The sequence below is a fragment of the Balneolaceae bacterium genome (assembly GCA_034521495.1).
Lineage (GTDB): Bacteria > Bacteroidota > Rhodothermia > Balneolales > Balneolaceae > Rhodohalobacter.
On the sequence record JAXHMK010000021.1, the window covers coordinates 111,381 to 128,279 of the forward strand.

At 41.7% G+C, this 16,899-nt stretch carries 15 protein-coding genes; 11 read left to right on the forward strand and 4 right to left on the reverse strand.

The window, feature by feature from the left end; genetic code table 11:
* Window positions 1-9 precede the first annotated feature (9 nt).
* The 4 genes from U5K72_18645 to U5K72_18660 form a co-directional block, all read right to left on the reverse strand.
* Complete coding sequence (locus tag U5K72_18645; protein MDZ7720845.1) at window positions 10-1,350, reverse strand: DUF5103 domain-containing protein; 1,341 nt, start codon at window positions 1,348-1,350, stop codon at window positions 10-12.
* Window positions 1,351-1,456: 106 nt separating this feature from the next.
* Window positions 1,457-2,284 carry a diaminopimelate epimerase gene (dapF, locus tag U5K72_18650; protein MDZ7720846.1) on the reverse strand — a complete coding sequence of 276 codons (828 nt, stop codon included), beginning with the start codon at window positions 2,282-2,284 and terminating at the stop codon, window positions 1,457-1,459.
* Between the two features lie 2 nt (window positions 2,285-2,286).
* The gene (locus U5K72_18655) at window positions 2,287-3,486 is read right to left on the reverse strand and encodes a DNA polymerase III subunit delta' C-terminal domain-containing protein (GenBank protein MDZ7720847.1); all 1,200 of its coding nucleotides are present in this window, start codon (window positions 3,484-3,486) and stop codon (window positions 2,287-2,289) included.
* Window positions 3,487-4,149, reverse strand: a complete 663-nt coding sequence (locus tag U5K72_18660) for a heme exporter protein CcmB (protein ID MDZ7720848.1) — start codon at window positions 4,147-4,149, stop codon at window positions 3,487-3,489.
* A 16-nt stretch (window positions 4,150-4,165) separates the two neighbouring features.
* On the opposite strand from U5K72_18660, the gene U5K72_18665 reads away from it, so the two are divergent.
* The 11 genes from U5K72_18665 (at window position 4,166) to U5K72_18715 (ending at window position 16,602) form a co-directional block, all read left to right on the forward strand.
* Entirely contained in the window at window positions 4,166-4,456 is a 291-nt protein-coding gene (locus U5K72_18665) for a hypothetical protein (GenBank protein MDZ7720849.1), read from the forward strand.
* A 233-nt stretch (window positions 4,457-4,689) separates the two neighbouring features.
* The gene (locus U5K72_18670; protein ID MDZ7720850.1) at window positions 4,690-5,160 is read left to right on the forward strand and encodes a PTS sugar transporter subunit IIA; all 471 of its coding nucleotides are present in this window, start codon (window positions 4,690-4,692) and stop codon (window positions 5,158-5,160) included.
* A gap of 90 nt (window positions 5,161-5,250) precedes the next feature.
* A complete protein-coding gene (dacB, locus tag U5K72_18675; protein ID MDZ7720851.1) occupies window positions 5,251-6,513 on the forward strand; it encodes a D-alanyl-D-alanine carboxypeptidase/D-alanyl-D-alanine-endopeptidase in 1,263 nt (420 codons plus the stop codon).
* Entirely contained in the window at window positions 6,461-6,709 is a 249-nt protein-coding gene (locus tag U5K72_18680; GenBank protein MDZ7720852.1) for a D-alanyl-D-alanine carboxypeptidase, read from the forward strand. Before dacB ends, U5K72_18680 begins: the two co-directional genes overlap by 53 nt.
* 1 nt (window position 6,710) lies before the next feature.
* Window positions 6,711-8,081 carry a sigma-54 dependent transcriptional regulator gene (locus U5K72_18685; protein MDZ7720853.1) on the forward strand — a complete coding sequence of 457 codons (1,371 nt, stop codon included), beginning with the start codon at window positions 6,711-6,713 and terminating at the stop codon, window positions 8,079-8,081.
* A 177-nt stretch (window positions 8,082-8,258) separates the two neighbouring features.
* Window positions 8,259-9,152: a bifunctional methylenetetrahydrofolate dehydrogenase/methenyltetrahydrofolate cyclohydrolase FolD gene (gene folD, locus U5K72_18690; GenBank protein MDZ7720854.1), complete on the forward strand. Its 894-nt coding sequence runs from the start codon at window positions 8,259-8,261 to the stop codon at window positions 9,150-9,152.
* Window positions 9,153-9,301: 149 nt separating this feature from the next.
* Complete coding sequence (locus tag U5K72_18695) at window positions 9,302-11,428, forward strand: M3 family metallopeptidase (GenBank protein ID MDZ7720855.1); 2,127 nt, start codon at window positions 9,302-9,304, stop codon at window positions 11,426-11,428.
* A 332-nt stretch (window positions 11,429-11,760) separates the two neighbouring features.
* Entirely contained in the window at window positions 11,761-13,362 is a 1,602-nt protein-coding gene (locus U5K72_18700) for a sulfatase (protein ID MDZ7720856.1), read from the forward strand.
* Between the two features lie 635 nt (window positions 13,363-13,997).
* Window positions 13,998-14,240, forward strand: coding sequence for a type II toxin-antitoxin system Phd/YefM family antitoxin (locus U5K72_18705; GenBank protein ID MDZ7720857.1), 243 nt, complete (start codon window positions 13,998-14,000; stop codon window positions 14,238-14,240).
* Window positions 14,237-14,503, forward strand: a complete 267-nt coding sequence (locus U5K72_18710) for a Txe/YoeB family addiction module toxin (protein MDZ7720858.1) — start codon at window positions 14,237-14,239, stop codon at window positions 14,501-14,503. Before U5K72_18705 ends, U5K72_18710 begins: the two co-directional genes overlap by 4 nt.
* A 152-nt stretch (window positions 14,504-14,655) precedes the next feature.
* The gene (locus tag U5K72_18715) at window positions 14,656-16,602 is read left to right on the forward strand and encodes an AAA family ATPase (GenBank protein MDZ7720859.1); all 1,947 of its coding nucleotides are present in this window, start codon (window positions 14,656-14,658) and stop codon (window positions 16,600-16,602) included.
* Window positions 16,603-16,899: the final 297 nt, after the last annotated feature.

A 16,899-nucleotide genomic window follows, 5' to 3' on the forward strand; every position in this document is an offset into this window, starting at 1 on the left:
ATTTCTGGGTCAATCAGATAAAAAAGATTGAACTTGCAATAGCCGGTAATAGAATTCATTCGGATCTTTTAAATATACAAATGCGTGATATTGCTGCCTGTTATTTGTGAACTGCTCATCAAAATAGAGATCTTTTATTTCGCTCCCCTCTATTAACACATATTTGTATTTATATTCTCCCTGTTTGATGATTTGATTTGTCTCCCATCGGCCGGTCTTTTCATCAAATTGAAGTTCGTTATTTCTGCTTACCGACCAATTATTAAAATCACCCAAAAGATGTATTGAATCTGTTGAGTCAGGGAATTGATCGGTGTCGAACCGGAAAACAATATCAGCATATCTCGATTGGAGATCCATATCGGGGTTTCCAAAAGGTCCCAAGCGATCGAGATTCATCAAGCCTGAAGTGCCAAATCCCTCCGCATCATCTTTGAGAATCAGCCGGGGAGGAATTTCTGTTGGAAAAGCTTCAATCACATACTTATCACTTTGCGAAAGCTGATCGATAGACAGAGTTCGAAATTCATAGTCACCAATAAAAGAGTTCTCTGGATTCAGCTCAAACTGAACATGATCGGGAGCTGAGAAATCTAACTCACCGGCTTCTTTTGTGCGCCCCCAAAATTGGTTTTGCGCAAAATAGAATTCAAGGTCGAATTGGGGTTGTTGTACAAAATCGGGTAGTATGAATTGACTAACAGGCCGGTGCAAACGTCTTAAATTTTGTCGCGGAACAGAGAGTTTTTCAACAGAAGATCTTAAAGAACCTTTATTCTCTGAAACAAAAAATGGTAGTGTCAGAACGAGATATCCAGTATCCGAATCTTCGATTTTAAGCAGATAGTTTCCGCTTTTTGTGATTTGAAATTGTTCAGTCGGGAATGTGAATGAGTATTGCCGATAATAGGGACGGTTACTGTTGCTCAGTTCACCACTGTTCAAAATGGTGTTATAAAAGCCACTCATAAAACGTTCTTGAGGCAGGCCTGAGCGGCTCCAGTCGGGATTATGATGAGTCAATGAAACCCGAAATTGCCTTGATTCCAACGATAAATGTTCAAACCGAAGTTGTAATTGGTCATTTCCGTCCAGATTCAAAATTGGGGCAGAGGCTGGATCTCCTTCTCGATGAAACTGAATGGATCGGATGGAATGATCCGCTATAATCTGGGCCGGGATGTTAAATAGATCGTTGAGCTCCGACGGCTCATTTGAACTGTTTTGGTATGATTCTAATGACCCGCAACCGTGCAGGCTCATGAACAGCATCAAACAGAGTAGAGAAAATCCACTTCTTATTCTTTTTGAGAGTTTTAAAAAAACGGACACATTTTGGCTTTGCTTCACTGTGTTTAATGTGTCGTCAGTTTGAATACTGTGAGGAGGTACAACGAATGAAGTCGAAGACAAATCTATGATTTTGCAAAGCCCGTTTCTGATAATAGTGATAGGATTACAAATAGTATTGCCCCTCAAAAACAAAAACAGCGGGTCCTTCAAGTTTAATATTCGAGTATGTTTCTCTTTTTTTGTCATACAAAAAATGGACCAGAAGAGTGCCGCCTTTTACATACACATTGTATTTGAAATTTCCCTCTTCGGCTTGTTGCAGATGATGCCATGCAAGTGCAGATGCAATGGCTCCCGTTCCGCAAGCCAGGGTGAGATTTTCAACTCCTCTTTCATAGGTTTGCAGGCTGAGAGAATCATTATCAGTACCTGATATAAAATTTACATTCGTGCCGATTGGCTGGAAATCTGGATGGTTTCGAAAAAATCTTCCCTGGTTGGTTAAAGATTGTTCGTTTTCGAGCTCCTGCTGTTGTATGGGGCAAACCACATGTTCTGTATTAGTATATACATTCAGCAATGCTTCACTGGCAACCGTCATCTCCTGTACGGAAGTTTCCAGGGGAAAATCGATGATCACGCTGTCTTTCTTTACGTTTGCTTTGTACACTTTGTCATGAACACGAAATGTAAACTGTTTGGGTGATCCGAGAGTCTCAGCGAATGCTGAAAAACATCGCGCACCGTTTCCACACATTCCTGCATCACTCCCGTCGGGATTTTTGTAAAGCATAACAAGATCAGCTTTTTTGGTCTCATCAAACTGCAAAGCGATAATTCCATCAGAACCAACCCCAAATTTTCGATTGCAGATGGCCGGTGCCAACTGTGCAAGCTCTTTCTCACTCATCTTGAGGCTTCGGTTGTCGAACAGCACAAAATCATTGCCTGCGCCCTGCATTTTAGTAAAATTTATGGTTGAACCATTCATAGCTAATCAATTATGGCCGGCAGGTGTTTCCAGTTGCTGTCGTTATCAATGGCGGGATCAAGTCCCCGCATCAGTCGGAAAAAACGAAGAGATAAGGCCGTTCCTATATATTTAAACTGTACGTTTTGATAAAGTAACCCTTTTAACTGCTGAATGTGATCTATCATCTCTTCTAATCGGGCATCTTTCATCGATTCACAAAATTTTTCGATTACATTCAGCTGATCAATATTTGTAATCAAAGATTCGTTGTTTGTTTCGCGATATACCACAATATCCCGAAGCAACTGTTCCAGTGTATTGCAGAGAGCAATCTGATTTTCCTTGTTCAGATTCTTATTCCACTTGTTAACCAGGTTTAGAAGTTTGGTCACACTCTGTGTGTATGAAAATCTCAGGAATTCAACGGATTCATTTCTAATCTGTTGAAGTGTATCAATATCCAAAAACCGGCAGGTAGAATAGTTGCCTCCGGAAAGTCTTGCAAGCAGTTCTGCGTCGTTCTCATTCAATCCGTCAAATTTAACAAGACCCTCGGCTACATCCTGTTTTGATAACTGTTGGAGACGAATTTGCTGGCACCTGGAGATAATAGTTGGTAAGAGCTGATCGGGCTGCGAAGCTGTTAAAATAAAAAGAATATTTCCGGATGGTTCTTCCAGCAATTTCAGAAATGCATTGGCAGTTTCTTTTCGCATCGTATCCACATTGGTCAAAATGATGACAGTTCTGCGCCCTTCATTGGGTTTGTAGACAGATTTTGGCCGAATCTCCTCATGGTAGTAGTCAATCGGATAAAACGCCCGCCTGTTTTTGGATGATTCTGCATCGTTCAGGGCCGGTCTCAGTGTAAAATCAACAATTTCGTAGGGATCCTCAGCAAGGAGTTCCAGCCGGGAATTCAGTTCATCATTTCCCACAGATGACGGAAGTGGAATAAATACGTGTATATCGGGGTGGGTAAACCAACTCGATTTTTTTGAGATGGCCATATCTTTCAGATCCGTCAGATGGTTAACCCCGTTTACAACTTCGGCAAGAGCCAGGGCAAAAGCTGTTTTTCCCGATCCGTCAGGCCCGGTAATTAAGTAGGAGTGCGCAAGGCGATCGGAGAGTAGTACTCGTTCGATCTGATGTTTCGCTTTTTCCTGCCCAACCAGCCGCTGGTCTCCAAAAGAAATATGTTCGTTAATGATACTCATCTAATCATTCCAGATGTAATCAAAAAGTAAAATACCCGCTGTAATGGTAACTCCGCAATATCCAATCAGTGCTGTTAAATCATTCAATGCACCTGCGGTAGCGCCTTCAATAAGTGCAAATCTTGTTACACGAGTTAAGATAAGAAGAAGCGGGACAACAAGCGGAATACAAAGTACAGAAAAGAGGGCTCCTTTCCGGTCGGCCTGGGCAATCATTGCCGATGTAAGTGTAGTGATGGCTGCCAGTCCGCCGGCTCCAAAAAGGATTGCACTTATAAAATAGAGGTGGCTCTGAATGGACAGGTCCATCATAAACAGGTAGAAAAAGAATGTAAACAGGTGTAGAATCAGCAGGAATAAAAAATTGTAGCTCAGCTTTCCAAGGTACACTTCTGTAGCGTTGGCATGAAGCTGCAGGAAAGCCCAGGTTTTCTTTTCCGCTTCCTGTACGAAAGAGCGTGTCATTCCAGTCATGGAAGCAAAAAGTATAATAATCCACACCAGCCCGCTTTTTGGAGTCGGATCCATTTGATGAGCCCGGAGCGTAAATAAAATCAGCAGAAGTGAAGCACCGGTAAACGCAAGAATGGTGTTGAGCGCATACTTGGTACGAAGCTCCTGGGTGATCTCCTTTTTTAAAATTGCAGTGGCTGATTGAATCATGAAACGGGGAAAAAGATTGAGTATAAAAGTACTAAAAAAGAAAACGGCAAAAAATGGTGAAAGTGCCAAGGATTTACCCCATTTTCTAATGGAAAACGAACTGCAATATATTCTTGTCTCACCGCCCTGCACTCTGTTTCACAGCAGAGCGGTGAAACAAGAGAATAAGGTTTTTCACCTAATTAAAGCGTTATCTATAAATTTTTATATTACTTATAGAGGGCTTTGCAAAACCGTGGTTATTGGTCAATCTGAACTCGATTCAGATTCTCCATTTGTCTTTATAGCCAGTATCTGGAGATCCTGAATCAAGTTCAGGATGACGGTCAGAGTTTTGCAAAGCCTTCTTATAGTTCATACAAATTAATTTCGGGATAACTTCACTAAAAATGCTCCACTACCTTGATGTGAATTAAAAGAGTTGGTTTGTAGATTTTTATTCCAATCAGTTTTTAAAATTTTTGATTCTTACCTTTGTGTGAAGCGTTAAAGCCCCGTAACTTCCATACGTAACCAAAAAATGTGATTTGAAAGAAATTTATGAATATCTATTCACTCATTGACAGATCCACTATTTTGGCAGATATAGAGATTGATGGAAAAAAAGACCTTCTGCACAAAATGGTTGATGTTTTGAAAAATCAGGTAAATGATAAACAACTGAAGGATATTCGGGATGCCGTTTTTGAAAGGGAAAAAATTATGTCGACCGGTGTGGGTAAACAGCTTGCTATTCCACACGGCAAGGTAGATTCCATAGAAAAGAATTATGCCAGTTTTGCCGTTTTAAAGGAACCCATTGAGTACGATTCTATTGATGATAAGCCGGTCAATATGGCTTTTTTACTGGTTGGGCCTTCGGGCGAAAACAGGCTTCATATCAAATTGCTGAGTAGAATTTCACGATTGATGAACAGTACTTCGTTCCGAGAAACCCTTTCAGAATGTAAAACACCTGATGAGATCTATGATGCATTTCATAAAGAAGAAGTTAAATATTTTGGCAATTGAGATTCTGCTTTTTTCTTTGGATTTAACAATTTCCCGGTATTTCTCTTTAGATATCATTTTAAATGATTGACAGTATTTTATATTTCTAAAATGAAATTTCGAGCATTTCTACCGGCTTTTATTTCTTTACTTTTCTTGATCTCTTTCTATACAAGAGCGGAAGCCCAGGTCTCGGAATCAATACTGGATTTAATCGAAAATAATCGGGCTGAGAATGCACTTTGGGCTATACAGGTAAGAGATTCAACCGGATCTATACTGGAGAGCTACAATGCAGATAAGATCGTTCGTCCGGCATCGAACCTGAAGCTTATAAGTTCCGGAGCGTATCTTGAATTATTGGGTTCTGAATTCCGATTCAAAACCCGGTTGTATGGAGAGGGCGAACAGGTGGATGAGACATGGTCAGGTGACCTGGTTGTACAGGGTTCCGGCGATCCATCTCTCAGCGGAGAATTTTACGATGAAAACCCACTCTTTCTGTTTGAAAAGTGGGCCAAACTTTTCATCGAAAAAGGGATCACAAAAATTGATGGAAACCTGATTGGGCATGCCGGATTGTTTGATGATATTCCCTATCCCGAAGGATGGGAGTGGAGTGATCTCTCATTTTATTACGCACCGGAAATTAGTGCTCTCTCTTTTAACGGGAATGTGGTTGACCTGGAAGTAAGAGCAGATGGACCGGTCGGGTCTACCCCGGAGATTCAGTGGTTTCCATTCAATACACCTTATGTGGAATTTGTGAACGAGCAGCAGATTACACCACGAGGTAGTGAATATGATGAATCATATCGTCGTGTTTTGGGAACAAACACCATTCTTCTTCGAAGCACACTCCCCCAGGGCTATTATGAGACAGAACCTCTTACTGTTTTAGAGCCGGCCTACTACTTTATGGATACATTTAAGCGCTATCTTTCGAAGCGTGGTATCGATGTTACAGGGCAGATTTTTATTGATCGTAACTATGATTTCTACAGTAATAACCGATTAACGCTCCTGGACGAACATCAATCCGAACCCCTGTATAAACTGGTTCAATGGATGAACCGTGAGAGTGATAATTTTTATACAGAGATGATCCTGAAAAAAGTTGTGACGGAGGAGCTTGATGTTCAGGGCTCAACGGAGACAGGCCTGGAAATGTTAAAATCGTACATGCACAAACTGTCGTTTGATACTACACAGGTAAGTCTGAAAGATGCATCCGGAATGGCTCCGGCAACACTCTTGAAGGCGAGTGATCTCAATCGATACCTTTTAAAGGTACAGCAGAAAGAGTATTTTCCCCACCTGTATGAATCTCTCTCAGTGGGGGGCAGAAACGGAACACTTAAGTTACAGGTTTAGAAACAGTTCCGTTTGGGGTAAATTTTATGGAAAAACCGGGTTTGTTACGGGGGTTCGGGCACTTTCGGGTTACCTGGAAACAGAATCCGGACAGCAACTGACCGTTTCAATATTTACAAATAACTATACTGCAAAGACCTCGCATGTAGATCTGATTCATCAGCGTATTCTCGAATTTCTCTATACTGCATATTGATATGAGTTCCAAAACAACCATACTAATTACTGATGATGAACAGAGCATCCGCAATGCCCTGAAGGAGATTCTTGAGTTTGAGGATTATGCTACTCTTGAAGCGGAAAATGGCGAGAAAGCCCTGGAGATTGTAGAAAACGAGCGGGTAGATTTGGTAATGCTGGACATTAAAATGAAAGGAATGGATGGCATAGAAGTACTGGGGAAATTGAAAAAGAGAAAGCCCGAGATCCCGGTCATCATGATATCCGGGCACGGCACTATAAAAATTGCTGTGGAAGCAACAAAGAACGGAGCGTTTGATTTTCTCGAAAAGCCGCCGGACCTGAACCGGCTTTTGACAAGTGTTCGAAATGCGCTAAAAAGCGGTGAACTGATCCAGGAGAATCGCGAGATTCGAAAAGAACTGCATGGAAATACAGAGATTATAGGGGAAAGTCCGGCAATCCTCAAAGTGAAGAAGATGATTGAGAAAGTAGCGCCGAGTAATAGCCGGATATTAATTACCGGTGAAAATGGAACCGGGAAAGAGCTGGTTGCACGCGCCATTCATGAAAAAAGTAAACGGGCATCAAAGAAGTTTGTGGATGTGAACTGTGCGGCCATTCCGCCTGACTTGCTGGAAAGTGAACTTTTTGGCCACGAAAAAGGGGCGTTTACCGGGGCATCATCTCAGCGAATTGGAAAGTTTGAGCAGGCCGACGGCGGAACGCTGTTTCTTGATGAGATTGGAGATATGAGTGCAGATTCCCAGGCCAAAGTTTTACGTGCTCTGCAAGAAAATCAGATCACCCGCGTTGGCGGTTCGGAACGTATTGATATTGATGTCCGTATTCTCTCAGCAACCAATCAAGATCTGCAGGAGCAGATTGATAATGGCAATTTTCGTGAGGATCTGTTTCACCGCCTCAATGTTATTCCCATTCATCTGCCGCCGCTTCGCGAGAGAAAAAATGATATTACTATATTAGCCAAGTGGTTTTTGAAGCAGTTATCTGAACGTGAGATTGTTTTTGCCGGGAAATCTTTTTCTGAAGAAGCACTTGAACTGCTTGAAAAACAACCGTGGTCAGGGAATATCAGGGAACTGCAAAATGTAGTGGAACGCCTTGCGCTTTTGTCTGCAGATGATGAAATCAGCTCTGAGGATGTGGAGCAGTTGGTCATCCAAAAAAAGAAACAGAAAAATATGCTTGATGATCTCCTGGATCATACTGATAGTTTCCATGAATACAAAGAGGAAGCTGAACGCCTCTTTCTTCTGAAAAAGCTCGAAAAGTACGACTGGAATGTATCGGCCACTGCCGAAGCGATCGACATTCAGCGGAGCCATATTTATAACAAGATGAAAAAATACGATATAGAACGGTAAAAAAAGCAGATGTGAAACGGCAAACTCCCCCGGCTGCCGAATTTGTCGGCTGCCGGGTATTGAGTAACAGACTTGGAGGTGATGGTGGAGTCGGCAGGTGAAAAAGGCAATCACCAGCCGACGAGAATCCTTGAACCACAATAAAGAAAGAATCATAATCTATTAACACAATTTAAAATGTCAGCCAAACTAATTGACGGTAGAAAAGTTGCAGATGAAACCATGTCCATCATCAAAGAGGATGTTGAGAATTGGGTAGAGTCCGGAAAAAGGCGGCCATTTCTAAAGGTGATACAGGTGGGAACTGATCCGGCTTCATCAACCTATATCAAAGCGAAAACCCGGGCGTGTAATAAAGTTGGAATTAAAACAGATACCAAACATCTGCCTGATACTGTTTCTGCTAAAGAGTTGAAAGCTACGATCCGATCGTTTAATGAGGATGATTCTGTTGACGGAATCCTTGTTCAGCTCCCTTTGCCATCGCATTTATCTTCGCACGATGTTATAGAGAGTATCGATTACCGAAAAGATGTGGATGGATTTCATCCCATGAACGTTGGGCGGCTGACGGTCGATCAGCCCACATTCCGATCGTGTACCCCGGCCGGAATTTTTGAGCTGTTCAAATACTACAGCATTCCCGTGAAAAGCAAGCATGCGGTGGTTGTGGGAGCCAGTAATATTGTCGGTTCTCCGATGGCCATTATGTTGTCCAGAGAAAATTCTGCGGGTAAAGCCACAACAACTATTTGTCATAAATTTACCCGGGATCTGACCAGCCATACCATCTCGGCAGATATACTTGTTGTGGCCGCAGGACAGCCCGAATTGATCAAACCGGAAATGGTAAAAGAGGGCGCTGTGGTAATTGATGTTGGCATCAATCGTGTGGCGGATGAAACCAGAGATAAAGGCTATAAACTGGTAGGTGATTGCGATTTTGAAGGGCTTAAAAAGAAAGCCAGCTTGATTACTCCCGTACCCGGTGGCGTTGGACCTATGACGGTGGCAATGCTGATGAAAAACACTCTTTTGGCTGCCAAGAAATCGATCTATCCGGAAGATTAAACCCCATCAGACGGTTGTTTTTACCGACCGATGGGTAGATAAACATCATGTGACCCGTCAGACCGCCCGAAGTGTTCAGACGGGGTAGTATTGAAAAATATTTATGAAAAATTTACATAACATTCTTACTTAATCTTAAACCAAATCTTATGAATAAACTATTAATATCAGTTGCTGTTGTGGCGTGTCTGTTTATGTTCACAGCTTGCAGCGAAGAGGAATCAATGACAGAAAACCCACTACTTACACCCAGTACACTTCCTTTCGAAGCCCCCGATTTCGACGCCATATCCGTAGAGCATTACCGGCCGGCTTTTGCAGAGGGCATGGAACGTGAACTTGCCGAGATGGACTCGATCGCATCGAACCCGGAGCCGCCTACTTTTGAAAACACTATTGTTGAGATGGAAAAAAGTGGTCAACTGCTTAACCGGGTCAGCAGCGTATTTTATAACCTTACCTCGGCTCATACCAACGATCAGATCCAGGAGATTCAGTCTGAAATGGCGCCAAAACTCGCTTCACACAGCGATAATATCTACCTGAATGCAGATCTGTTTGAGCGGGTTCAAACACTTTATGAACAGAGAAATGAACTTGATCTCGATGAAGCATCGCTGAAACTTCTTGAAGATACGTACCGGGATTTTGTAAGAGCCGGTGCGCTGCTTACTGATGAGGAGCAGCAGCGAATGCGGGAAATCAATGAGCGTACATCCAGCCTGACCACCGAGTTCCAGGACAACCTGCTGAAGATGACACAGGAGCGGGCCGTTTTGGTAGAGGATGTTGATCAACTGGATGGATTGAGCGAAGACCGAATTGCAGCGGCACAAGAAGCCGCCGAAGAACGAGGGCATGACGGACAGTACCTGCTGTCAATCACAAACACAACTCGTGTACCCATTCTTAAAAGCCTTAATAACCGCGATCTCCGAGAACGGGTTTGGAAGGCATCGGCATTTCGTGGAATTGGCGAGGATGGCGGTGTAGATAATCGTCCGCTGGTTCTGGAACTTGTTGAGCTTCGGGCTGAACGAGCGGAACTGCTTGGATATGAAAATCATGCATCCTACCGTCACGATCCGCAAACAGCCGAAAACCCGGAAAATGTATTGGATATGCTGACCGACCTGATTCCCGATGTGATTGCAAATACCGAGCAGGAAGCTGCCAAAATCACCGAAATGATGCGGGAAGACGGTGTTGAAGGAGAACTGCAGCCGTGGGATTGGAACTATTATGCTGAGAAGGTACGCCAGGCAGAGTATGATATAGACGAAGCAGAAGTACGTCCCTATTTTGAGCTGGACCGTGTACTAAAAGAGGGTGTGTTTTTTACCATGAACAAGTTATTTGGTATCACCTTTGAAGAGCGATTTGACCTGCCGGTGTATCACGAAGATGTGCGGGTATTTGATGTGTTTAATGAGGATGGTTCTCAGCTTGGGCTGTTTTATGCCGATTACTTTACCCGCGATTCCAAACGGGGCGGTGCCTGGATGAACAGCTTTGTATCTCAATCGCATTTGTTGGATAAGCAACCGGTGATTGTTAACGTGATGAATATTCCTCCGCCTGCTGAGGGAGAGCCTGCACTTATCAGCTTTGATAATGTAACCACCATGTTCCATGAGATGGGTCACGCCGTTCACGGGCTTTTTTCTGATGTGAAATATCCTTCGCAGAGCGGAACATCCGTGCCAAGAGATTTTGTAGAGTTTCCATCAACCTTTGAGGAAGATTGGGCAATTTTGCAGGATGTTCTTGAAAATTACGCAGTGCATCACGAAACAGGTGAACAAATTCCATCAGAACTGCTGGACAAAGTGATTGCAGCCCGAAACTTCAACCAGGGCTTTGATACACAGGAATATCTGTCGGCAACCATGGTAGATCTGGAATGGCACCTGCTGGACACCAACGAAATACCGAATGATGTAGTTGATTTCGAAGACCAGGCACTGGCCAAATACAATCTCGATATGAATGCCGTTCCACCCCGGTATAAATCACCATATTTTGCGCATATTTTTGCAGGCGGATATTCAGCTAACTACTATGCATATATCTGGAGTGAAATTCTTGCAGCAGATGCATTTGCTTTTATGAGAGAAAACGGAGGACTGACCCGCGAAAATGGCGATCGATTCCGTGAATATATTCTCTCCAAAGGCGGCAGCCGTGATGCGATGGAACTCTACGAAGCCTACAGAAACGGTGAGCCGGATGTGGTTCATCTCCTGAGGAGACGAGGTTTAACGGCTGAAAATTAAAGAATCCTCCTTCGAAGGGGGGAGAGGCTGTCCAGAAAAAATGTCATTCTGAACTTGATTCAGAATCTCCAATCATTAATCAAGTTTGGAGATACCGGATCGGGGTCCGGTATGACAAAATTTAGTTTGTTGTTTTCCAACATCCTTTTGGGACAGCCTTAAAAGGATGATCCTCAGATTCTAAGATTGTATCAATCCCAGATCCGCGAAGTTTCTAAAACTTCGCGGATCTTTTTGTTTAAAAGCCCTTCATTTTCATTAGCATCTCTCACCACAGTTTTTTATTTATGTAAGCTGAAATTGTGTCCAACAAATAACGACTGTAAAAAAAGATGAAACAAACTGTACTGCTGCTCACCTCAATTCTTTTAATGATTCTCAATGGTTGTACAAGCGAGAGCCAGACCGAGTCAGACCGGCCAAATATCATTTTTATCATGACAGACGATCATGCTTTCCAGGCAATCAGTGCATATGGGTCTGATCTGATTGATACTCCAAATATAGACCGACTGGCAGACGAGGGAATGTTGTTCCGCCGGGCGTATGTTTCTAATTCCATATGTGCACCGAGCCGGGCCGCAATTCTTACTGGTAAACACAGCCATATGAATGGACACATCAACAATGGAAGCGTGTTTGATTCCACACAGGTCACGTTCCCAAAATTGTTGCAGCAGGAAGGTTATGAAACATCGATTGTGGGGAAATGGCATTTGAAATCTGAACCCACCGGGTTTGATTTCTGGAAAGTGCTGCCGGGACAGGGGCATTATTACAATCCCGATTTCCGAACACCCGAGGGGATGATTCAAGAAGAGGGACACTCAACAGAACTGATTACGGATACAGCGATTGAATATCTCGATTCTATTCGTGACAAAGAAAAACCATTTATGTTGATGTACCAGTTCAAAGCGCCGCACCGCCAGTGGTGGCCCTCGGCCGAAGATATTGGAGTTTATGCTGACAGGGATTTTAAAGAGCCGGAAACCCTGTTTGATGACTATGAAAATCGGGGCACGGCAGCGAAAGAAGCCGAGATGAGAATTGCCGATCACATGGGGCTCACTCTGGATAATAAAATCCATCCCGATTCTTTAGCGAAAACCGGCCTTGAGGAGTTTAGCCCGGATATCTATCCACGAATTTACCTGGATGTGTACAGCCGCCTGAATGACGAACAAAAAGAGCAATGGGATGCTTACTACGGACCCATCAACAAAGAGTTTGTAGAGAATACACCCGGGGGAGATGAGTTGACAAGATGGAAATATCAGCGCTATATGGAGGATTATCTGGGAGTGATTCGAAGTGTGGACCGAAATCTGGGCCGGCTTCTGGAGTATCTCGATGAAAACGGACTGAGCGATAACACGATGATTGTTTATACATCTGACCAGGGATTTTATCTCGGTGAGCACGGTTGGTTTGATAAGCGATTTATGTATGAAGAGTCCTTCCGAACACCGCTCATTATTCGATATCCGTCAGAAATTGAGGCGGGATCAGAGAATAATGACTTCGTTCAAAATATCGATTTTGCTCCAACCATTTTAGATGTAGCCGGTGTGCAAATTCCGGAGGAGATCCAGGGAGAAAGTTTAACTCCGTTATTTACCGGAACAAATGATAATTGGCGGGATCAGTTGTACTATCACTACTACGAATATCCCGCTGAACATGCGGTGAAGCGTCACTACGGAATTCGAACCGATCGCTACAAACTGATTCATTTCTATTACGATATCGACGAGTGGGAACTTTATGACCTGGAGAATGATCCAAGTGAGATGACGAATGTGTATAATGATCCGGATTATACTGACATACGAGACAGCCTGCATCAAGAGCTTGAAGCAATCCGGCAATACTATGGCGATTCGGACGAGCTAACTCAACAATTCCTGGAAAGAGATCTCGCGGAAGAATAATCCTGAGATTTTGGACATATTTAAATGTCGTCTAATTGAAGGCTTTGCAAAACCGTGGTTATTGGTCAATCTGAACTCGATTCAGATTCTCCATTCGTCTTTACTGCCAGTATCTGGAGATCCTGAATCCCCCGGAGGGATCCCGATGTTCAGGATGACGGTCAAAGTTTTGCAAAGCTTTCTCTAGAATTTTATAAATAAATAGTTTGAGCCAGGAAAAGTGCCCGTGTGTAAACGGGCATTTTTTTACTTACCACAGAAGCTTATAGGAATTGAAGAAATACTCCAAAAGAGTAAAAATTAAAATTACCGTGTAAATGAGAGACGAACACCACCCGGGATTCTTAAAATGCGATTCTATTTCATGAAAACCACCCAGAGTTTATTCGGTGAACGCTCATCTCTGACTTATACATAGATGTTATGCAAATTTCATGCATTTTAAATTTGTATAACATTGAATAAACAGGCTTTTACTTGGTTTTTTGAGGGGTTTGAAATATTATACATCGTATTCGTACGGATTATGAAATTTGCTTAATTATATGTAATGCTCCCTCATCTTAAAGACTTGACAATACGAACGGAATAGCGTACGTTTTATGTTCAGGCAATTAACCAAACTTATTTATTCCATGAAAACTCTAACAGCAACACAAGCCCGAAAAGATATTTATCGATTGTTGGATGAAACTTCAGAGACTCATAAACCCATCCAAATTACCGGAAAACGATCGAATGCCGTATTAATCAGTGAAGAGGATTGGCGGGCTATTCAAGAAACTCTTTATTTGACATCTATTCCTGGAATGCAAGAGTCTATTGTTGAAGGAATAAATACACCTCTTGAAGAAACCGACGAAGAACTTGACTGGTGAGTAACTACAAACTCGTTTATACCAAACAAGCTAAGAAAGACGCCAAGAAAGCAGCTTCATCAGGATTAAAATCAAAGATCGAAGACTTATTGGAAATTGTTAAGGAAGATCCGTTTGAAGAATATCCTCCTTATGAAAAGTTAGTCGGTAATTTGGAAGGGGCTTATTCGCGGAGAATTAACATCCAACATCGCTTGGTTTATCAAGTGTATGAAAAGGAAAAAATTGTCAAGGTGATTAGAATGTGGACTCATTATGACTAATCCGGTAGCATAACAAGGCGTTTCAAGCGGATTTTAACGCAGCGTGATTTGCCACTTAGAAGTTTTTGGTCGTTATTGCCGTTGTTAAAAACCATCTTGTTAAAACCGCTTAAACGCTGGGTCGTTAGGGGTATTAATCACAAATTAATTATATGCTAAATTTTATATCTATCGATCTGGAGAATGAACCAGAAAACTCAAATAACATATCATCAAGTGGAAAATTAGTACTATCGAATGATGTCACTTTTATTGCTGGACCTAATGGTTCAGGCAAGACTCAAATTTTGTCTTATTTATCCAAAAATTTCTCAAACCTTAACTCTCTCCCAGTCGGCACAAAGTTTAGATTTGATATACAAAGCATAGACGACAGTTTTAAAAAATATATTGAGTCTAAAATAGATTACGACAAGGATTATTTTGGTCAAATAACTGAAGGAAGCTTTATAAATGCCAGACTTTCAGAAACTAATCAAAACTTAAGATTACCTGACTGGTTTAAAACCAATGAGGGAAAAACAATCAATAGATCCTCGAATGAAAGTGATGAGCTATTTAAGCTTATTGGAGAAGCTAGAATTAATCATAACACTGGTAAAGTAGTAAGGGTAAATGATGAATTTGAAATACCAGCTACCTACTTTGAGGTTCCTAGCACTAAGTTTTTAGATGCTAAGCGAATGAGAAATATTTCGATGGATCGCCAATCAAATCCACAAGAGTTTATTCTAAAACAAAACTCTAATAATACTAAACCAGTTGAACTATTCTCAATTCTTGAGGCTGATCCAGAATTAGAAGTTGAAATATTAGCTAGGATTGAAGCACTTACTGGAGTTAAAATTCATATTGAAAAAGAAGGGAGACAATATAACGTAAAATGTAGTAGAACAGGTAGAGAAGGTAGTTGGAATTATAAATCCGAAGCTGATGGCATTATTAGTTTGTTGGTACTCTTACCATATCTTTATTCTGAAATCTATGATATAATATTTATTGATGAACCCGAAGCTCATTTATATCCAGGCCTTCAACAAACTCTTCGCACATTAATATACGACGCTTGTGAAAAGACGGGAAAAAAAGTGGTTTTAGCAACGCACTCTGAAAAAGTAGTTGCTCCTCCAATGACTAATTTTCGTGAATCAGTACACGTTACTATCCCCCACCCTAACCATCATGAAGTAATCCAACTTCATAAAGCAATTTCAAACCTTGGTGAGGATTCATCTGAAATACATCAGTGGCTAAGTGAGCAAGCATTTGGGGATAATCAAGATAGTGTTTTCTCTTCATTGTTTGCATCCGAAACAATTATTGTTGAAGGTCCATTTGATATGATCTTCCTAGATCGTATTGCAAGGTTTGTTGGCAGAGAATTTAGAGCAGGGTCAGTTGCTTTTTTAGAAGCTGGTGGTGTAGGCGGAGTTCACAGATTGGTAAGGCTGTTAAAGTCAATGGGCAGACTGACAAAAGTTATAGTTGATTCAGATATAACTGATCAGCCAGGTGTGCTACTAAATATTGCTAAAGAAATGGGGGTTTCTAACAAAATAATTGAAAAAGCTGTTGATTCAGACTTAAACTTCCAAGAACTACAGAAAAAATGTAGAAAGTTTGACATTCATATTCTCTCGCATCCGGGTATAGAATTTTACTATCATGAAGAAGACAATGCTGAAAATTTAGAACATCCATCTCAAAAACGGACCTCACTGATAAGAGAGTTGAAATCTTTGGAGGGTCTTGGTTTTGATGAAGTAAGAAAAAGATATAGTAATCTAATTGATATTATTGAATCAGCTGTCCATCGGATGCCAAATGAATGGTTAGAGGCACATTCAAGAGAAACAAACAAATTGCTTGCCGAAATATTACATGAGTGGAAGCTTCACGAAAAAGAAAATGGGAAAGACCGAGATGGACTTATAGAAAATCTAGAACCTCAATTACAGCGGTTTGCAGATTATGAATTTGATGATGAGGAAAATTTAGTGTTAACACATCGTTTTTTATCAGCAGTAAATATAAAATTGGGTATTAATGATAACCCTGTTGAAACTAATTCGGAATGGATTGAAAATTTTGAAATATAAATACCCCTAACCTATATATGGCCTCCAATGTCAAGTGGCAATAGCATTCCCTGGCAAGAAAAATTTTCCTCACCTAACCGCACTCGATAGCCTTTCCGTGGAATTGTACTACAAGCAGTATTCAACGATGGTTTGCAGCATCATGACTGCACCAAACACATATAGAGGCTCGACAGCTGGCAGTCAGTATATAAACCGACTGTAACCAACCGGTCCTGCCGGTTGCAAGACGGCCATAGAACATATTGCGTACCCTGATCCCGGATGATCAAGCGCGGGGCTATGGCATTATCGAAT